The sequence below is a fragment of the Enterobacter sp. 725m/11 genome (assembly GCF_011683705.1).
Classification (GTDB): Bacteria; Pseudomonadota; Gammaproteobacteria; order Enterobacterales; family Enterobacteriaceae; genus Enterobacter; species Enterobacter bugandensis.
This window is the reverse complement of sequence record NZ_JAAQOK010000032.1, coordinates 43,165-61,203: the sequence shown is the minus strand read 5'-3', so window position 1 is coordinate 61,203 and position 18,039 is coordinate 43,165. Positions and strand designations below refer to the sequence as shown.

Sequence of the window (18,039 nt, the reverse complement as noted above, 5' to 3'; positions counted from 1 at the left end):
TCCTCTGACTGGACTCGAACCAGTGACATACGGATTAACAGTCCGCCGTTCTACCGACTGAACTACAGAGGAATCGTGTGAACGGGGCGCATATTATCGACCTGCGTTCGCCTTGTCAAAGGGTGGATCAACGCCTTTTGATCGTTTGCTGACAAAATCGGCAAAATGATGTTTTTGACAGCGGAATGCACCGTAATGGTGCGGATATACCTCTAATGGGGCAGATCGTAAACTGCTGTTTCAGTAATAAATCCCCCCTCCATGATTAGGTTTCCTTATTTTCAGGCGGTTAGCGAACAATTCAGACCGCGCGGTAAAAGTGGCATTCATATTGCAAAACCTGTTCAACAACGACAGCCGGTTCCGGCAATGCATTTCGAACAGGGGGCAAAATGAACTTAAGACGACTGAAATACTTCGTAAAAATCGTCGATATCGGCAGCCTGACTCAAGCGGCAGAAGTGCTGCACATCGCGCAGCCTGCGCTGAGCCAGCAGGTGGCTACTCTGGAAGGCGAGATGGATCAGCAGTTACTGATCCGCACCAAACGCGGCGTCACGCCAACGGAAGCAGGCAAGATCCTGTATACCCACGCCCGCACTATCCTGCGTCAGTGTGAACAGGCGCAGCTGGCGGTGAACAACGTGGGCCAGACCCTGAGCGGGCACGTTTCTATCGGGCTGGCGCCGGGAACGGCGGCGTCCTCTATCACTATGCCGCTTCTGCAGGCCGTGCGCGCTGAGCTTCCCGAAGTGCTGGTCTATCTGCATGAAAACAGTGGTTCTGTACTGAATGACAAGCTGCTCAACGGCCAGCTGGACATGGCGGTCCTTTACGATCGCTCCCCGGTTGCCGGGATCACCAGCCAGCCGCTGCTCAAGGAAGATCTCTACCTCGTGGGCACCCGCGACTGTCCGGGCCAGAGCGTCGATCTTACCGCCGTGGCAGAGATGAACCTCTATCTGCCGCGCGACTACAGCGCCGTGCGCGTGCGCGTGGACGAAGCGTTCTCCCTGCGCCGCCTGACGGCCAAAATCATCGGCGAAATCGACTCAATCTCCACGCTGACCGCGGCCATTGCCAGCGGAATGGGCGTCACCGTACTGCCGGAATCCGCCGCGCGCTCGCTGTGCGGTGCGGCAAACGGCTGGATGGCGCGGATCACCACGCCTTCGATGAGCCTGCCGCTGTCACTGAACATGTCCGCTCGCGGCTCGCTGTCGCCTCAGGCGCAGGCGGTAAAAGAGATTTTAATGTCGCTGGTCAGCAAGCCGTCGCTTGAGAACCGTGAGCTCCAGCTCGTGAGCTGATATTCCAGAAAAGCATAAGATGCTGGTTTTTATTATTTGTTCTGCAGCACGGCTGACTCTAACAATAGAGCTATGTCAGATGCGCCGGAGTGAATCGTGAATTTCCAGCAACTTAAAATTATCCGTGAGGCGGCCAGGCGGGACTACAACCTGACCGAGGTCGCCAATATGCTTTATACCTCTCAGTCCGGCGTCAGCCGCCATATCCGCGAGCTGGAAGAGGAGCTGGGCATAGAGATCTTTATCCGCCGCGGCAAGCGCCTGCTCGGCATGACGGAGCCCGGTAAAGCGTTGCTCGCCATCGCTGAGCGGATCCTCAACGAGGCCAGCAACGTGCGTCGCCTGGCGGATCTCTTCACCAACGATGCCTCCGGCGTGCTCACCATCGCCACCACCCACACCCAGGCGCGCTACAGCCTGCCGCCGGTAATCAAAGCCTTCCGCGAACTTTTCCCTGACGTCCGTCTGGAGCTTATCCAGGGCACGCCGCAGGAAATTGAAGGGCTGCTGCAAAACGGTGGGGCAGATATCGGCATTGCCAGCGAGCGATTGAGCAACGACCCGCTGCTGGTGGCCTTTCCCTGGTTCCGCTGGTACCACAGCCTGTTGCTCCCGCTCGATCATCCGTTGAATCAGGTTTCACCACTGACGCTGGAAGCGATCGCGAAATGGCCGCTGATTACGTATCGCCAGGGCATAACCGGACGCTCGCGAATTGACGAGGCCTTCAATCGTAAAGGGTTAACGCCGGACATCGTGCTGAGCGCGCAGGATTCTGACGTGATCAAAACCTACGTCGAGCTGGGTCTGGGCATTGGCCTGGTGGCGGAACAGTCCAGCGGCGAACGCGAAGACGGGAACCTGGTGCGTCTTGACACGCGGCATCTGTTTGACGCCAACACCGTCTGGCTGGGCCTGAAGCGCGGGCAGCTGCAGCGCAACTATGTGTGGCGCTTTATCGAGCTGTGCAATGCCGGGCTGTCGGTGGATGAGATCAAACGCCAGGTAATGGAGCCGGAAGAAGTGGCGATTGATTATCAGATTTAGGTTCGGGCTTGCCAGGTAGCGCTGCCGAATCAGGGGGGCAGGGATGTCGTCACTTATTGTAAGTTGTGGGGACATGCTGCTGCATCAACTCAACGATCCAGTCAATAAAAACGCGCATTTTAGCGTTGACGTGGCGGTTAGGCGGGAATGCCAGGTACAGGGGCATTGGAGCAATACGCCAGCGTTCAAATAGCGGAATCAAGGCACCGCGAGCCTGATGTGCTGCCGCCATATAGACCGGCAGCGCAATCACGCCCAATCCCGCTAGTCCAGCTTCGAGGTAAGCATTGCCATCATCCACTGCAAGCACATAGCTGCCCGTAATTTCAATACGTTCACTCTCACCGTGCAGCACCAGAGGATCAATCTTACCGGTGCGTGAGGACAAGAATCCCACGATGCGATGGTCCGTGTTTTCCAGCTCTCGCGGATGCGCGGGGGCGCCAAGGCGTTCCACATAACTCGGTGCAACGTAAACACCGATTTGCAAATCGCCGACATGGCGTGCGATCAGGGACTGGTCGTTGATTTCGCCACCCCGCAGGACGCAATCCACGTTGTCGCCAATCAGATCCACCACCCGGTCACTTACGCCCATGTCGAACTGGATATCAGGGTAGCGCGCGTGAAAAGCCGGTAGCGCGGGCACCAGCACAAGGCGGGCGAGAGGAGTGGGCACATCCACCCTTAGGCGTCCCCTGGGCGTCATCGCCGCACTGGACAGGCAGTTTTCTGCATCTTCCATGTCCGCCAGCAGGCGGATAACGCGCTCGTAGTAGACCGCGCCATCGGGAGTGACGCCGAGCCTGCGGGTGGTGCGATGGAGCAGCTTGACGCGCAGGCGCGCTTCCAGCTGCTGAATAAGCTGCGTCACCGTGGTTTTGCTCATATGAAGCGTTTGGGCAGCCTTAGTGAAGCTGCCTGCCTCCACCACGCGAGCAAAGGCGCGCATCGCATCAATACGATCCATCCCATGTCCTCTCTTTTCACCGATTGTTTGGATATTACAAACAATGATGAACAAAGTCGCCTGTTTATCCCTCTGCTTCAGCAGCTGTAAAGTCTCTTTACGTTCACCGGGCAGAGTTCGCCCCATTACAAAGGTACAAATATGACAATACGCGAAGCCGTTTTTCCCTTCGGACGCCAGGCGCTCTATGAGCGCAATCGCTATTCACCCGCCATCAAATCTAATGGCTTCTTGTTTGTTTCGGGGCAGGTGGGTAGCCGGGAAGATGGTTCGCCTGAAGAGGATATAAAAGCGCAGATCCGTCTGGCGTTTGATAACCTTAATGCTGTTCTCACGGCTGCGGACTGCACGTTCGATGACGTGGTTGACGTTACCCTTTTTGTTGTCGATCCCGAGTCAAACCTCGACGCTATCTGGAGTGTCCTGCCAGAATACTGGGGGGAAGCACCTCACCCAACCTTGACCGGGATCGGCGTGACGTGGCTGTACGGATTCCAGTTTGAGATAAAGGTGATTGCCAGGCTACCCTGAGCGTTACGGATCTTTCTGACGGTCAAAAGACGAGACAGAGGAAAATTTATGAAGGCAGCGGTTTATGACGTGGAAGGCGCTCCCGGCGTCCTGCAATATGTCGATGTTCCGGATCCGGTCGCAGGGGCTGACGATGTGCTGATTTCAGTCGAGGCTATCTCAATTGAAGGGGGAGATCTGATCAACCGACGTTCAACTCCGCCGCCTTTTCCTTCATGGATTGTTGGCTACGCGGCCGCGGGGACGGTGGTTGCCGTCGGCTCGAAAGTCCGTAGCCGCAAGGTTGGAGACAGAGTGACTGCTTTTAGCATGCAGGGATCGCATGCGGAACGTTGGGCTGTGCCTGCGGAACGAACCTGGCTTATACCAGACGGAGTGGATGCAGCAGAAGCGGCGGTGGTACCGATCTCCTTTGGAACCGCATATCACTGCCTCTTCACACGAGGCATGCTCCGGCACGGAGAAACCGTTCTGATTCAGGCAGCAGCGGGTGGCGTGGGGCTCGCGGCCGTTCAGCTTGCCTCACAAGCTGGCGCGACGGTCATCGCCGTGGCAAGCGGAACGCAGCGAAAAAACCGATTGCTGGAACTGGGAGCCGATCATGTTGTGGATCGTGTAGAGAATAACGTCGTGGAGAGTGTCCGACAGGTCACTCGTGGCACCGGTGTTAACCTCGTCATCGATCCGGTAGGGACGACGTTGCCTGCGTCGCTTTCTGCACTCGCGCCGGAAGGGCGTCTTGTTTTCGTCGGTAATGCGGGCGGTGGCAGCCTTACAGCCGACTTATGGCCAGCAATGCAGTCTAACCAGACGCTCATGGGGGTATTCATGGGCCCCCTTTTTGAAAGGCCTGAGGTTCGGGCAAGCGTGGACGAGATGTTGCAGGCTGTAGCGGCAGGGCGCATCAGGGTTGTCATTGACCGCATCTTCCCCCTGGTTAACGCTGCCGCGGCCCATGAATACGCCGAGACAGCGAAACCGCTTGGCCGTATTGTTATGAAGCCATGATGGGGGTTGACCTTAGCCTGGCCCCCACAATGCTCCCGATGCGGAAGCCGCCTCGCATTTCGTTTATCCGATCCGCCATAATTCTTTTAACCGTAAAAACAGTTTTTTATTATCAGCCTTCTTAGTGACGCAATTCGTTCCCACCAGCGCTGCCCTTCGATGGATAACGGCTCTCTGCCCACTTAATTACGAAAAGGAAATCACCATGAATCTGATGAATAACTGCGCATCTCCTGGCATAAATGTTATATTAAAATATAATATTAGGAGGTGCGCTATGTATAAAACTCGCCTGAAAAAGGTCGGCGGATCCATCATGTTGGCGGTTCCTCCCGCCGTGCTGAAAACGCTGGAGCTGTCGACGGACAGCGAAGTCGGCATGACCATTAACAATGGCTGCCTGATCATTGAACCCCAAAAACGGCCTCATTATTCGCTTGAGGAGCTGCTGGCGCAGTGCGATCCGCACGCTGAAATGAGTGAAGAGGATCGGGAATGGATTGATGCGCCTGCGGTAGGAAAGGAGATCCTGTAAATGGACAGAGGGGAAATCTGGCTTGTTTCACTGGATCCGATTGCAGGCCACGAGCAAAGCGGAAAACGTCCGGTTCTCATCGTGTCGAAGGCATCGTTTAACAAGCTGACCCGGCTACCGGTAGTGGTTCCCGTCACCAGCGGCGGTAACTTTGCTCGCACGGCAGGTTTCACCGTTTCACTGGAAGGGGCGGGGACAAAAACGATGGGCGTTATTCGCTGCGACCAGCCCAGAACTATTGATATGGCTGCCCGAAACGGCATGCGGCTGGAACGCATACCTGATGCTGTTATAAATGAAGTGCTTGCCAGGCTGGATGCAATTCTGAGTTAGCATCAGAGACGCAGAAAAGCAAAAAGCCTGCTTCAAAAGCAGGCTTTTCAAATTTGGCTCCTCTGACTGGACTCGAACCAGTGACATACGGATTAACAGTCCGCCGTTCTACCGACTGAACTACAGAGGAATCGTGTGAACGAGGCGCATATTATCGACCTCGGTACGCCTTGTCAAAGGGTGAAAACGCGCTTTTTGTTCGTTTGCCGACTATTTCAGCAAATCGCTGATTTTATAGCAAATTCGCGTTGAAATTACACAACGAAATGCGCCGCCCGCAGGCGGCGCGAAGGATCAGAACAGTACGGAGTAGTTCAGACCAAACGTACGTCCTCGGCCTTTGTAGGTGTACAGGCCCGGTGCACCGTAGGTTGGGCTATACAGTCCCGGCGCGCGCTGGCCCCAGGCGGTGGTGTAGTCTTTGTCCAGCAGGTTTTCCACGCTGAAGCTGACTTTCCCCACCGGCAGGGCGTAGCTGCCCAGGAAATCGACCGTGTTATAGCCATCGATCTTCTTGCCGTCAGCGTCAGACACGTCAAAGGTCTGCGTGCTCTGCACGCGCAGGGTCCAGTCGCCCGGCGCCCAGTTCACCCATGCGCTGGCTTTCGACGGGCTGGCGCTGTCGACCGTCAGCTTCTCCCACTTACCGTTTTCGCGGGTTTCAGACTTGATGGCGTTAAAGTTCGCGCCGGTGCTCCAGTCGCTGTCGGTGAAGAAATAGTCCACCTGGCCTTCAATCCCGTAGATACGACGCTTATCGTCTTCCAGGTTGATGGTCATATCCGTCTTGTTGATGGTGATGGTTTTATCCGAGAGCGAGTAATACGCCGCGACCTGCGTGCGCAGGTTGTCACCGGTGTAGCGCCAGCCCAGCTCGTAGGCATTGACCTTGATGCCGTCGAGCGTTGAGTCGTTGACGTTCACGCTGTTCAGCAGGCGATAGTGGCCGTTGCTGAGTTGGTAGGTGCCGGAGCCGTAGTACTTCGCCAGGTCAGGAATTTCAAAGCCCTGGGAGAAGTTAAACCACAGCTGTTGCTGTTCGGTCAGACGACCGAGGATCCCGGCGTTAAACAGGAAGTTGTTGTAATCGGTTTTCCCGCCCGGCACCGCGTCGGCGGAGGTGGCTTTCCCGGTGGCGATGGCTTGCTGCTGGGTGTAGCCAACAAAATCATCCACCTTGTTTTCGGTGTACTGGTAGCGCACGCCGCCGCTCAGGGTGATGGCGTCAATGTCGTAGCTCGCCTGCAGGAACGGAGCGAGGTTGGTGATACTGTAGCCCGGATAACGGCCCACGTTGTAGGCGTTGTCCAGCTCCATGCCGCCGCTCGCCGCCGCTTTGCTCAGGTCAAAGAACTGCTGGTTGGCGTCGAACGTTTCGTGGTCGGCATCAACACCCCAGGTCAGCGTCAAATCGTCCACCGGCTTGCTGTTCAGCGTCAGCTTGCCGCCGTAAAAATCGGTTTTCTGCTGCGACGCGCCGATGCTGCTCACCACGCCTTTGGTCAGGGTCGGGAACGGGTAGTAGGTCAGGCTCTCGTCACGGTAGTAAATCTGCGCGACCAGATCCTGGCCCCAGAAATCAGTATTGGAGTACTGCAGGTTAATCAGATGGCGCTCGGTGCCCGGCACGCGGTCAGAGTCGAGATTATCCTTGTTGTACGCGGTGGCATCGCCCGTTACCGCCGAGAAGTTCTTCCCGAGATACAGCCCATGCTTGCCGTCGGACTCGCTCTTGTAGTACTGGGTAGTGAGCTGCAACTGCTGGTGATCGTCGATGTTGAGGGTGCCTGTTCCCATCACATCAATACGGTCGGAATACTGGAGGCCGGTCTGGGTGTTATCGATGATCACCTCATCGCCGTTGCCGTCATACCAGCCGCCGTAGCGCTGATACGACACCGACAGACGGCCGGAGGCGTTGTCGTTGCCGCCGCTGACCGCAGCCGACACGTTCTCATCGTGGTCATTGTGGCTGTTAAACCCGCTTTTTGCTCCGGTCTGGAACTCAACTTCGGTCTCCGGCTGGCCCTTTTTGGTGACGATGTTCACCAGGCCGCCGGTGCTGCCGCCGCCGTACAGTGACGTGGCGCCGGAGATGACTTCGATGCGGTCAATGTTGAACGGGTCGATGGAGTCGAGCTGGCGGCTGTCGCTGCGGGACGAGTTCAGGCGCACGCCGTCCACCATCACCATCATGGAGCGGCCGCGCAGGTTCATGCCGTAGTTGGTACGCCCCTGGCTGCTGACGTCCATGCCCGGGATCAGCTGCGCCAGCACCTCTTTAATCTCTTTCCCGCCCTGAACCTGCTGCTCGATCTCAGAGCGTTCAATGACCCAGGTGGTCTGCGCCATCTCGGCCACGCTGCGGTGCGCGCGGCTGGCAGAGACCACGATATTTTCTTCCTTTTGTTCTTCCGCCCACGCAGAGGTAGAAAGCATTGCAAGCAAGCAAGGATTTAAAACCCAAAGATGAGAACGTTTCATTGTTATGTTGATCCTGATTGTGTGTGTCAGTACTCAGTGGTTTTTGCTAACGATTTAAAAACCTGGCTGCTCTCCGGGCTGGTGGTGCTCCGCCAGTGGATAACGCCAGGGGTGGTGGCCAGTTCAAACGGCTCGTCGGCATGTGCGCGATTCAGAATTCGCGCCGCGCGCCAGGCCATCAGGCTGAGCTGGGGTTCGGCAATGCCGAGACGGTGCATCCCGGCGTTCACGGCGAACAGGCGGTTGCTCTGCGGACCGTCCCATTCGAGGGTGAAATCGTTGTTAATGCAGAACGCTTCGTCCGCATCCAGATGCAGGCGGTGAGACAGCGGTGCGAGGAACGCGGGCTGCACGGCGCGGTAGCCGGTGGCGAAAATCACCACGTCGCTCTCCAGCTGCTCGTGGCCGCCGTCGAGGTGATGCTGTATGCTCAGGCGCTGACCGTTTTCCTGGCGCGTCAGGGCTGTCACCGAGCGGGACGGCATCAGGTGCGCCCAGGGTTTTTCACGCAGCACTTCGAAGCGGTGGTACATGGCGCGGTAAATCGCCAGCAGTGACTCGGTGGTGATGCCGTCGGAGGTCATCTTCTGCTCGTGCAGCATCTGACGACGCGCCTCTTCACCGAGCGTGGAGAAGCTGTCCACGTACTCCGGCGTGAAATACTCGTTAGCAAAGGCGGCTTCATCCAGTGCGTTGTAGTTATTGCGGCGCGAGACCCAGTTCAGGCTCAGCGGCTGGCCCCATTCGCCGCGGAAAATATTCAGGAACAGGTCGGCGCCGCTCTGGCCGCCGCCGACAACGGTGACGCGCTTGCCGGCGAGATCCGGCGTGCGGAGCATCATCTCGCTGGCGTGGAAGCAGGTATCGTCCTGCGCCGTGACGCAGTCAGGCAGGTTGATCTGTTTGCCAATCCCCACACAGACGTGGCGCGCCAGGAAGCGGTCGCGCTGGGTCACCACCTCAAACAGGCCGTTTTTCTCATCAAAGCTCACCTGCTGCACCTGCTGGCTGAAGGCGAGATTGGTGAGGTTGTCCGCCGCCCAGCACAGGTAGTCCGCAAATTCTTCGCGGGAGACGGTGCGCTGTTCGGTGGTCAGGAAGCGGTAGAACTTTTTGCGCTGCACCAGGTAGTTCAGAAAGCTGTGGCGGTTGGTCGGCTCCACGGCGCTGACCAGATCCTTCAGGAAGCTGGTCTGCATGTGGCAGTCCGGCACCATCATGCCCGGGTGCCACGAGAAGTGCGGTTTACGCTCAAGGAACAGCGAGCTAAAGCCGTCCAGACCTTCTGCGAGGGCGGCGACGCTGAGGTTAAACGGGCCAATACCAATGCCGATGAAATCAAAGGTTTTCATTGCGCGGACTCCCGGGAGGCCAGAAAAAGAGGGTTATCAAGATCGGTGACGTAGTTCGGCAGCATGCGGCTGCCGCCGTCGTGTTCGGAGAAGGTCAGTTTGACCGGGTTGAGGATCACGCGAATAATCTGCGCCTTAAACAGGTCGAATTTCGCAAAGCGCTCCGCAAGCTCCGGGTGCGCGGCCATATAGCGCTGCAGCACCCCGGCGAGGATCTGATAGAAGCGGTTTTCGCTGACGCCGCTTTGCAGCGTGAGGCGTGAAATAAAGCGCAGCACCGTCACAAAGTTGCCGGTTTGCAGGTCGTGGATGATGTAATCCGCGCTCAGGCGCGCCGTTACCGCTTTTACCTGCTCCGGCAGGCTCTGCGCCTGTGGGAAATCCTCGTCCACAAGGCGCATATCGCCCTGGAAATCCTTCAGCAGGATGCGCTGCGGGACGTAGTCCTTCATCACCAGCGTCACGTTCTGGCCGTGGGCAATCAGCGCCACGCCGTAGCGGCAGAGCAGGTGGTAGAACGGGATCACCGTTGCCTCGAACAGCTTTTCCAGCCACGCGTCGGCGGTTAACCCCGAGCGTTTAATCCACGCGTCGATCAGCGGACGCCCGGCATTGTCGGTTTCCATTAGCGCCGCCATCAGCACCGCCTGTTCGCCGTCCTGTAAATAGCAGGATGGGTTCTCGCGCCAGATCACGCCCAGCATCTCCTGGTAGCGGTAGGGCGCTTTCGGCAGCGCCGCGTAGCCCGGATGCGACAGATACCCGGCGGCGGGTTCGCCCAGCACCTGCGCGCCAGAGCGGATCAGCGTGGCGTCAGCGGCGAACTGCTGCTGCAGCCAGCGCGAGGCCAGAGGACCGGCGGCAATGTACTTGCCCGGAATGCCGCGATAGCAGGAGGTGTTGTAGATGGTCAGCGGCAGCTTGATGTCATACGGCGCGCGACGGCTGGCGTTGGTGAGCGTGCGCAGGGACTGCTGGGCCAGGTACTCATCGCCAAACTCGCCCAGCTCAACCATTTCACCGCGCGCCAGTTGCGCAAGAAAATGAATGGCAATTTTTTGCTGCCACTGCCACGGGTGCAGCGGCACGGGCAGCCAGCCGTCGTCGAGACCCAGCGCTTGCCAGCGAGCGTCAAACCGGGCGCGCTCGGCATCATCCATGGTGCTGGCCAGCAGAGCGTGAATGTCGCAATCGGCGTCGCTGCTCCAGACCAGATGTTCACGCTGGACGGCGACCCAGTGCAGGCGGAAGCGCCCGCGGTATTCCGGCGCGTACTGGCGCAGCGCGTCCAGACCCCAGCCGCGGCGGCCTTTGTTGAAAATAAACTTCGGGTGGCCGCTCATCAGACACTGTAATTCGTCCGGGTCGAGGTGGATCAGCGCGTCCGCGTCCAGCGCTTCACGCGCCTGCAGCAGCTGCATGTCGCCGCGCAGCGTGGCGTAGAGATCTTCCATGTGCTCCGCCGTTTGCGCGTCGCTCATCTCCAGCACCGTCGCCAGCTGCAGCAGCGCGCTCTCCGCTTCCACGGCGGCGCCGCTGGCGGTGGTCAGGCTGTCCGGATCGATATGCAGCCAGCCCCAGATCCCGCGCGCGGCGCGAAACTGCCAGGACTCGTTGCCCATGGCGATGCGCCAGCCGTCCGATGAAACCGGCTCAGCGCGCAGGGTGCGTTCGTATTCCAGCTCCGCGAGGATCTTCGCCACCATCTCGCGGTTCACTTTCTGCCAGAGCGCGTTCACAGGCCCACCTCGCTGAAGAAGCGGTGACGCTGGCTCATGATGAGGCGCGAGCGCTTGTGCGGGAAGTCGAACTCTTTTACCGTGTCGAAACCGGCGGAGGCCAGATGGCGGAACAGGCGCTGGTTGTCGAAGCGCGGCTCGGCCACGATGCGCGCGGTGCGCGGTTCATCGAGATACAGATAGTGGCTCAGGCCGCGCAGCCAGCTGCGGATATACTGCGCGCCGCGCCAGTTTTCTTCGCCCACCAGCATGTGCAGCCCGCGGTCAAACGGCTGCCAGCGGTAGTGACGGCCAATGCGGTCTTCTGCCGCCCAGTAGAGTTCAAAATAGCCAAACGGCTGGTCGTCGAAGCAGCCGATAACCGGGTAGCAGTAGGTCGAGTCAAGCTGGCGGCGCAGGTAGTTTTCCTGCTCGGCCTGCGGGCCCGCCATCTCCCAGAAGGCGTTCACGCGCGGGTTATTCATCCATTGAGTGAAACGCTCGCCGTCCAGCGCCACGTCCGCCACGCGGAAGCTCAAAGTGCGCTTGATTTGCGGATCGTAACGGCGATACACCTCGCCCTGCGGGCGACGAGGACGCAGCGGGAAGTACAGCTGGCGGCTCTCATCAAACTGCATCCCACCGCTTGCCTGCGGACGTTCGCCTTGCAGCCACAGCGGCAGCTGCCAGAAGGTTGCACGCGCCAGATAATCCCCGTGGGCCTGGCTAAACAGCGCCTGCGCCTGGGGTTCATCCTGCCAGTCCGCCCACGGCAGGGTAATGCCGGTCAGGGCGGGCGCGGCAACAAACAGCTGATCGAGGGCTTCCACCAGCCAGCCGGCCGGGATCCCGGTCAGACGCTCCAGCACCGCGCTGCCGTCAAGACCCAGCGTCAGCGGCAGATTTTGTTCCGTTGCGGTGCAGCGAAAGCCGTAGCCGGAATGGACGATATTCGCGATGGCCATCACGCCTTCTCCTTGTAAAACGGGTTGCTAAAGTCGAAATAGATCACCGCCGGATCGACGATGGTGTTCTCATTGCGATCGTGCAGGTAGCAGAAGAAGTTGCCTTTGCAGTTCCAGGTCGGGCTGTCGAGCACGTAGTCGAGGCAGCGGGTCTGCTTCGCCGTCGTGCGCAGCCCGGCCAGCGCGTCACGCACGCGGGACATCAGGTGCTCTTCGCTGTCGAAACCGGCGGCGGCGAGAGCGGCGGTGACCGCAAGGGTGGAGTTCAGCAGCAGGTAATAAGGGAAGTAGCGCAGCAGCTGGCTTTCACCGAAGCGGTTTTCCACGTCGGTTTCGCCCGCCTCTTTCAGCCACGCGTCGGCCCCTTCGGTCCAGGCGCTGCCCTGGCAGTCGCGGTAGATCAGCCCGACGGGGAAATCCTGCTGCATCTCAACGAGGATATTTTGCTGGTGCGCCAGCAGCACCAGACCGTAGTCCGCCTCGGCGCTGAACAGCGGAAGCAACACGCGGTCGCAGTAGGCGTCCAGCCAGCAGCGGGCGGCCTGGGCGAGCGGTAAATCCAGACGCTGGCTAAGACGGCGTACCGCTGCGGCCAGCAGACTGTCGCCGCCGTCAGGCGCGGCCTGCGTCAGGCTGACCAGCACGTTGGTCTGGGTGTCTGGCGTGTCAAACAGCAGGTTAACGCGCAGGGCCATAAGGCTCTCTTCCTGAACGACGCCGTTTTCATCACGCAGTCCCGCCCAGCCGTCTTCCTGCATCACGCGCATGGTCGGGTAGCGGGCCTGTAAATCTTGCCAGCGTTCTGTTTTCGCCAGCCGCGCCAGGCGCATACCGCGCTTAACCTCTTTGACCGACAGCGTGCGCACGGAGTTGGTCAGGCGCACGCTGAGGGAGAATTTAATCATGTCGCTGTTGGTTTCGCTGTACAACGAGCGTGAGGAGCTGGTGGGCAGCCACTGTGCGCCCGCTTCACCCAGGTCCTGTAATGAACCGTTTGCCGCCAGACGCTGACACCAGTCCTGCTCCAGCAGATAGTCGGCCTGCCACGGATGCATCGGCAGCAGCCAGCGGGTGTCGGTGAAGTGGCCGAGCAGTTCGGGCGCGCTCTGGGCGGCGAAGCGCAGCAGACGCTCGCGCAGGGAGACGTTCAGGCTGTCGCCGGCAACGAGCGTGCTCTCAACGGCAAACCAGCGCAGCGGGAAGCGGGAGCCGAAATCCGGCAGATACCGGCGCGCCTCGGTTTCGTTGAATGGCTCGTGGGATTTTGGCGCAGGGTGAAACGCGTGGCCCACCAGCAGCGCCTGTTCCGCTTCGGCAAACGTCAGCGGCTTGTCGCGCAGCGTTGCCCAGCCGTGGCGCAAATCAATCGCCTGCCAGGTATGGGTATGGCTTTCCAGCGCGCGCAGTTTAAAACGCGTCAGCGTATCGGCATCCAGTGAGCCTTTTACTGAGGGTTTTTCAAGAATTAAATCAATCAGTTGAGTGAAAGTGACGGCGTCACCACTGTCGCTATCGCTCTGAATAAGCGTTGCCGGGAAACGGTACTGATGGTGCTGGGTTGGGGAGAAATAGCGTACCGGAACCCGAAGGGCCTGGGAGGAAGAGAGTGGAATATGAATGTGCGCTAACTCATCCGCTGCGGCTGCGGGGAGATAGCGCCAGTCCTTCGTTTCGCGTAACAGGGCGTTTAAAAAACACTGGGCTGCAACGTCTGTACCGGCAGAGCGGGGCAGAGCACGCATAGATGTACCTCATTCCATGACTGATAATAATTCTCGTTATGATATTCATTCTGTTTACAGTGGCAACTATTTTTGCAATATTTGTTTTCATTAACTTCATAATTTCCACACATTTATTGACACTATGTTCACATTCTCATGCACGTTGATTCTGAAACGTTGACCGAAAACATCACCACCAAAGCCAACTGGCCCCTGGCGCTCTGCGCGGGCCTGCTGGGCATTGGGCAAAACGGTTTGCTGGTCATGCTTCCGCAGCTGGTGACCCTGACCGGACTTTCACTCTCGGTCTGGGCCGGGCTGCTGATGTTCGGCTCCATGCTTTTTTTACCCGCGTCCCCCTGGTGGGGACGCCAGAGCGAGCGCCGCGGCTGTAAGGTCGTTATGGTGGCCTCCCTCAGCGGCTATCTCGCCAGCTTTGGCGTCATGGCGCTGGTGGTCTGGGCGATGGCGGCAGGGAGGCTGGAAAGCACCTGGGGGCTGGCGGGGCTGATCCTCTCGCGTCTGCTGTATGGCCTGACGGTGTCGGGCATGGTGCCTGCCGCGCAGACGTGGGCCATTCAGCGTGCGGGCCTGGATAAACGCATGGCGGCGCTGGCAACCATCAGTTCCGGCCTCAGCTGTGGCCGCCTGCTGGGGCCTCCGCTGGCGGCGCTGATGCTCAGCGTTAACCCGGTCGCGCCGCTCTGGCTGATGGCGATCGCGCCGTTAATCGCTCTGCTACTGGTGCTGCGCGAAGTGGCGGATCCGCCGCTGCCGCCGGTGGCACACCAGGCGACCCGTCTGCAGATGACCATGCTGCCGTTCCTGCTGCTGGCGATGCTGCTGGCGGCGCTGGTGAGTTTGATGCAGCTCGGCCTGTCACCGCACCTCAGCCCCTTGCTGGACGGCAACGCCCGGGATATCAGCCATCATGTTGCGCTCCTGCTGAGCCTGGCCGCACTGGCTACGCTCGCGGCGCAGTTCCTGGTGGTTCGTCCGCAGCATTTCAGCCCGCTGACCCTGCTTTGCATGGCGGCGGTGCTGATGGTGGCTGGGCTGGCGCTAATGTGTATCGCCGAACTGGCGCTGTTCTATGTGGGGATTGCTATCACTTCGCTCGGCGCGGCAATGGCAACGCCGGGCTATCAGCTGCTGCTGAACGATCGCCTGACCACGGGGAAGGGGGCGGGCGCTATTGCGACCAGCCACACGCTGGGCTATGGCGTAACCGCGCTGCTGGTGCCCGTTGTGACGCGCTTTTTCGGCGAACACTATTTAACGACGGCGGCCTTTGGCGTGGCGGCGCTGTTTTTAGCGCTGAGCATCGGGGTACGGTTAACCGAGCGTACCCCTGTCGAAAAAAATTAATGGACGTGGTGGGATGAAGGGCCGCCTGCGCCCTCATTTTGCCGCAGGCGCTGGAGCGGATCCTGCTGATAAAACTGGCTGAAACGCTGCCACAGCGCCGGGAAACGGGGCGCGAAGAGTTCGGGGGCGCTGAAGAAGTACTCCGAGAGCACCGCAAAGCACTCGGCGGGGTCAGTTGCCGCATAGGCATCAATGCTGGCCGCGCTTTCGCCCACCAGGTCTATCTCATCCTGGATGTTATCCATTGCCGCATGCAGGTCGTGCTCCCATCCTGCGACTTCACGTAGCGGAATAAAAGGCACGCCGCTGGCGCGATCGCCGTTGCGGGTATCAAGCTTATGCGCCACCTCGTGAATAATCAGATTAAAGCCTGAGGCGTCGAACGAGTCCTGAATGTCGAGCCAGTTGAGGATAATTGGCCCCTGCTGCCAGCTTTGCCCGGACTGCACCACCCGCTGGTTGTGTACCAGCCCGATATCATCCTCCCACTCGTCATCGACGACGAACGGTGCAGGATAAATCAGCACTTCATGAAAACCGTCCAGCCACTCAATGCCGAGCTCCAGCACCGGCAGGCAGAAAAGCAGGGCGATGCGGGCGTTTTTCAGCGGATCAAGCTCGAACCCCTGCAGCGGCACCAGGCGTTTTTGCTGCAAAAAACGATCCGCCATCTGAACCAGCTTCGATTGTTCATCCGGCTTAAGATTCGCCAGAACAGGGATCGCCAGCGCGTCATCCCACGGCAGCGCCATATCCCGGCCAGCCTCATTCGTTTTCCAGGGCCACTTAATCATCGCTTTGCTCGCAAACTCGTCACTTGAATACAAAGGGGAACGTTATCATTGCAACACTTACAGCCCGAATAAACTATCATTTCGTACGTAGCGGTGGGTAGCGCTTTGCAGGCATCACCTTCATTTTGTGACGTCTGTCGTAGCCTTTATCCGCAGGTGGGGTGAATAAATCAGTACGGTATTGAAAAGATGAGCGATTTCAAAGGCAACAAGCAGGACCTGCCCAGTCGGCTGTGTGTGCACTGCCAGCGGCCCATGACGTGGCGCAAAAAATGGGCAAAATGCTGGGATGAGGTCAAATACTGTTCCGAGCGTTGCCGCAGGAGCCACCGTTGACCGAGCTGCGCCTGATCCTGGGCGATCAGCTTAATCCGCATCACAGCTGGTTTGATACCCGCAACCCAAACGTCATTTACGTGATGCTGGAACTGCGGGCGGAAACCGCATACGTGCTGCATCATGCCCAGAAAGTTATCGCTATCTTCGCCGCCATGCGGGCGTTTGCCTCAGCGTTGAAAGAGAAGGGGCATCGGGTAAGGTATGTCCGGCTCTCTGACGGTTCAAACCGCGGCGCGCTGGAAGACAATCTCAACGCGCTTGTTACGCATTACAGCGCCGGAAGGGTGTTGTGGCAGGAGCCCGACGAATGGCGTCTTGATGCGCAGCTGCAGGCGTGGGCGAAAACAGCGTCCGTCGAAACAGCCTGCGTTAGCAGCGAGCATTTTTTCACCCCCCGGGACGCGGTAAGCGCGTTTTTTGCGTCGCGTAAAAGCTGGCGAATGGAATACTTTTATCGGGAAATGCGCCGTCGGCACGGGATTCTCTTGACCTCTGAAGGCGAGCCGGAAGGGGGGAAATGGAATTATGATGCTGAAAACCGCAGGCGCTGGTCCGGCGAGCCGCCCGCACCGGGTGACTCGCGCCCCCGCCAGGATCGTTCAGCCTTGTGGGCAGAGATCCAACGCTGCGGCGTAAAGACCTTCGGCGAACCGCAGGCCGACAATTTTCGCTGGCCGCTCAACCGTTCGGAAGCCAAAGCCAGTCTGGATGCGTTTATTTCTCACGTGCTCCCGCAGTTTGGAAACTGGCAGGATGCGATGCACGCGGAAGAACCTTTTCTTTTTCATTCGTTAATTTCTTTTGCGCTGAATACCAAAATGCTTAATCCCCGGGAAGTTGTGGCCGCCGCCCAGCAGGCATGGCGTTCTGGCCACGCGCCGCTGCCTGCCGTTGAAGGGTTTATCCGACAAATCCTCGGCTGGCGGGAGTACGTGCGCGGGATCTACTGGTCGCAAATGCCGGGCTATCGCGAGCTGAATGCCCTGGAGCAGCACGCCCCGCTGCCGGACTGGTTCTGGACGGGCAAAACGCAGATGCGCTGCCTGGCGCATGCCGTTGGGCAATCGCTCACCGAGGCTTACGCCCACCATATCCAGCGCCTGATGGTGATCGGGAACTTTAGTCTGCTCAGCGGTCTGTCGCCGCAGGCGGTCCATGAGTGGTATCTGGGGGTCTATATTGATGCGTTTGAATGGGTGGAGCTGCCCAATACTCTCGGCATGAGCCAGTTTGGCGATGGCGGGTTACTGGCCAGTAAGCCCTATGTCTCAAGCGCATCCTACATTCATAAGATGAGTAATTACTGTCAGGGGTGTCGGTATCAGCACAACCAGCGCACCGGAGAGCTGGCGTGCCCGTTCAATGCCCTCTACTGGGATTTCTTTGCGCGCAACCGGGCGCGCCTCGGTAACAATCCCCGCCTGGGCATTGTCTATAAACAGCTTGCGGATATGAAGGAAGAGGAACGGCAGGCGATTGCTGACCAGGCCGGGCGCATTCGCCTCATTCTCAACGACCTCTGACCTATTTCAACACCGCGCCGGTTGCGGAAGGTCAATAA

General features: G+C 58.9%; 16 protein-coding genes and 2 tRNA genes. 9 read left to right on the top strand and 9 right to left on the bottom strand.

Annotation, left to right across the window (positions count from 1 at the left end):
- Window positions 1–72, bottom strand: a tRNA-Asn gene (locus HBA26_RS15035).
- Between the two features lie 320 nt (window positions 73–392).
- Between HBA26_RS15035 and nac the strand changes: the two genes are divergently transcribed.
- Window positions 393–1,310, top strand: a complete 918-nt coding sequence (gene nac / locus HBA26_RS15030; protein WP_028013742.1) for a nitrogen assimilation transcriptional regulator NAC — start codon at window positions 393–395, stop codon at window positions 1,308–1,310.
- Window positions 1,311–1,406: 96 nt separating this feature from the next.
- On the top strand, window positions 1,407–2,357 hold the full coding sequence (gene cbl / locus HBA26_RS15025) for an HTH-type transcriptional regulator Cbl (RefSeq protein ID WP_126346175.1): 951 nt from the start codon (window positions 1,407–1,409) through the stop codon (window positions 2,355–2,357).
- Between the two features lie 49 nt (window positions 2,358–2,406).
- On the opposite strand, the gene HBA26_RS15020 is transcribed toward cbl, so the two are convergent.
- A complete protein-coding gene (locus HBA26_RS15020) occupies window positions 2,407–3,327 on the bottom strand; it encodes a LysR family transcriptional regulator (RefSeq protein WP_166720942.1) in 921 nt (306 codons plus the stop codon).
- Window positions 3,328–3,468: 141 nt separating this feature from the next.
- On the opposite strand from HBA26_RS15020, the gene HBA26_RS15015 reads away from it, so the two are divergent.
- From HBA26_RS15015 to HBA26_RS15000, 4 genes are all read left to right on the top strand, one after another.
- Window positions 3,469–3,858: a RidA family protein gene (locus HBA26_RS15015; protein ID WP_126346173.1), complete on the top strand. Its 390-nt coding sequence runs from the start codon at window positions 3,469–3,471 to the stop codon at window positions 3,856–3,858.
- A 48-nt stretch (window positions 3,859–3,906) separates the two neighbouring features.
- Window positions 3,907–4,866, top strand: coding sequence for a zinc-binding alcohol dehydrogenase family protein (locus tag HBA26_RS15010; RefSeq protein ID WP_126346172.1), 960 nt, complete (start codon window positions 3,907–3,909; stop codon window positions 4,864–4,866).
- Between the two features lie 277 nt (window positions 4,867–5,143).
- Entirely contained in the window at window positions 5,144–5,401 is a 258-nt protein-coding gene (locus HBA26_RS15005; protein WP_041909206.1) for an antitoxin, read from the top strand.
- Complete coding sequence (locus HBA26_RS15000; RefSeq protein ID WP_049138518.1) at window positions 5,402–5,734, top strand: type II toxin-antitoxin system PemK/MazF family toxin; 333 nt, start codon at window positions 5,402–5,404, stop codon at window positions 5,732–5,734.
- A 54-nt stretch (window positions 5,735–5,788) separates the two neighbouring features.
- Here the strand turns inward: HBA26_RS15000 and HBA26_RS14995 are convergent.
- The 6 genes from HBA26_RS14995 to HBA26_RS14970 form a co-directional block, all read right to left on the bottom strand.
- Window positions 5,789–5,864 (bottom strand) — tRNA-Asn (locus tag HBA26_RS14995).
- 164 nt (window positions 5,865–6,028) lie between these two features.
- Window positions 6,029–8,218 (bottom strand): TonB-dependent siderophore receptor, encoded by a 2,190-nt coding sequence (locus tag HBA26_RS14990; protein ID WP_061097727.1) that lies wholly within the window; start codon window positions 8,216–8,218, stop codon window positions 6,029–6,031.
- A gap of 26 nt (window positions 8,219–8,244) precedes the next feature.
- On the bottom strand, window positions 8,245–9,570 hold the full coding sequence (locus HBA26_RS14985; protein ID WP_126345788.1) for a SidA/IucD/PvdA family monooxygenase: 1,326 nt from the start codon (window positions 9,568–9,570) through the stop codon (window positions 8,245–8,247).
- Window positions 9,567–11,309: an IucA/IucC family siderophore biosynthesis protein gene (gene iucC / locus HBA26_RS14980; RefSeq protein WP_126345787.1), complete on the bottom strand. Its 1,743-nt coding sequence runs from the start codon at window positions 11,307–11,309 to the stop codon at window positions 9,567–9,569. Before iucC ends, HBA26_RS14985 begins: the two co-directional genes overlap by 4 nt.
- Window positions 11,306–12,253 carry a GNAT family N-acetyltransferase gene (locus HBA26_RS14975; RefSeq protein ID WP_049000072.1) on the bottom strand — a complete coding sequence of 316 codons (948 nt, stop codon included), beginning with the start codon at window positions 12,251–12,253 and terminating at the stop codon, window positions 11,306–11,308. Before HBA26_RS14975 ends, iucC begins: the two co-directional genes overlap by 4 nt.
- Window positions 12,253–13,995 carry an IucA/IucC family protein gene (locus HBA26_RS14970; protein ID WP_063154977.1) on the bottom strand — a complete coding sequence of 581 codons (1,743 nt, stop codon included), beginning with the start codon at window positions 13,993–13,995 and terminating at the stop codon, window positions 12,253–12,255. Before HBA26_RS14970 ends, HBA26_RS14975 begins: the two co-directional genes overlap by 1 nt.
- A gap of 138 nt (window positions 13,996–14,133) precedes the next feature.
- On the opposite strand from HBA26_RS14970, the gene HBA26_RS14965 reads away from it, so the two are divergent.
- Window positions 14,134–15,345, top strand: coding sequence for an MFS transporter (locus HBA26_RS14965; protein WP_166720941.1), 1,212 nt, complete (start codon window positions 14,134–14,136; stop codon window positions 15,343–15,345).
- On the opposite strand, the gene mtfA is transcribed toward HBA26_RS14965, so the two are convergent.
- Window positions 15,342–16,139: a DgsA anti-repressor MtfA gene (mtfA, locus tag HBA26_RS14960; protein ID WP_045260370.1), complete on the bottom strand. Its 798-nt coding sequence runs from the start codon at window positions 16,137–16,139 to the stop codon at window positions 15,342–15,344. The two genes, HBA26_RS14965 and mtfA, sit on opposite strands and share 4 nt — an antisense overlap.
- A gap of 189 nt (window positions 16,140–16,328) precedes the next feature.
- Here mtfA and HBA26_RS14955 point away from each other — a divergent pair, with 189 nt between their 5' ends.
- Complete coding sequence (locus HBA26_RS14955) at window positions 16,329–16,475, top strand: DUF2256 domain-containing protein (protein WP_072001212.1); 147 nt, start codon at window positions 16,329–16,331, stop codon at window positions 16,473–16,475.
- The gene (locus HBA26_RS14950) at window positions 16,472–18,001 is read left to right on the top strand and encodes a cryptochrome/photolyase family protein (protein ID WP_080461430.1); all 1,530 of its coding nucleotides are present in this window, start codon (window positions 16,472–16,474) and stop codon (window positions 17,999–18,001) included. Before HBA26_RS14955 ends, HBA26_RS14950 begins: the two co-directional genes overlap by 4 nt.
- Window positions 18,002–18,039: the final 38 nt, after the last annotated feature.

Coding starts and splice junctions, on each gene's coding strand:
- HBA26_RS14985 (WP_126345788.1), bottom strand. CDS start 9,570: ATGAAAACCTTTGATTTCATCGGCATTGGTATTGGCCCGTTTAACCTC.
- HBA26_RS14975 (WP_049000072.1), bottom strand. CDS start 12,253: ATGGCCATCGCGAATATCGTCCATTCCGGCTACGGCTTTCGCTGCACC.
- HBA26_RS14990 (WP_061097727.1), bottom strand. CDS start 8,218: ATGAAACGTTCTCATCTTTGGGTTTTAAATCCTTGCTTGCTTGCAATG.
- HBA26_RS15000 (WP_049138518.1), top strand. CDS start 5,402: ATGGACAGAGGGGAAATCTGGCTTGTTTCACTGGATCCGATTGCAGGC.
- HBA26_RS14970 (WP_063154977.1), bottom strand. CDS start 13,995: ATGCGTGCTCTGCCCCGCTCTGCCGGTACAGACGTTGCAGCCCAGTGT.
- HBA26_RS15020 (WP_166720942.1), bottom strand. CDS start 3,327: ATGGATCGTATTGATGCGATGCGCGCCTTTGCTCGCGTGGTGGAGGCA.
- HBA26_RS14965 (WP_166720941.1), top strand. CDS start 14,134: ATGCACGTTGATTCTGAAACGTTGACCGAAAACATCACCACCAAAGCC.
- HBA26_RS15015 (WP_126346173.1), top strand. CDS start 3,469: ATGACAATACGCGAAGCCGTTTTTCCCTTCGGACGCCAGGCGCTCTAT.
- HBA26_RS14955 (WP_072001212.1), top strand. CDS start 16,329: ATGAGCGATTTCAAAGGCAACAAGCAGGACCTGCCCAGTCGGCTGTGT.
- mtfA (WP_045260370.1), bottom strand. CDS start 16,139: ATGATTAAGTGGCCCTGGAAAACGAATGAGGCTGGCCGGGATATGGCG.
- nac (WP_028013742.1), top strand. CDS start 393: ATGAACTTAAGACGACTGAAATACTTCGTAAAAATCGTCGATATCGGC.
- HBA26_RS15010 (WP_126346172.1), top strand. CDS start 3,907: ATGAAGGCAGCGGTTTATGACGTGGAAGGCGCTCCCGGCGTCCTGCAA.
- HBA26_RS15005 (WP_041909206.1), top strand. CDS start 5,144: ATGTATAAAACTCGCCTGAAAAAGGTCGGCGGATCCATCATGTTGGCG.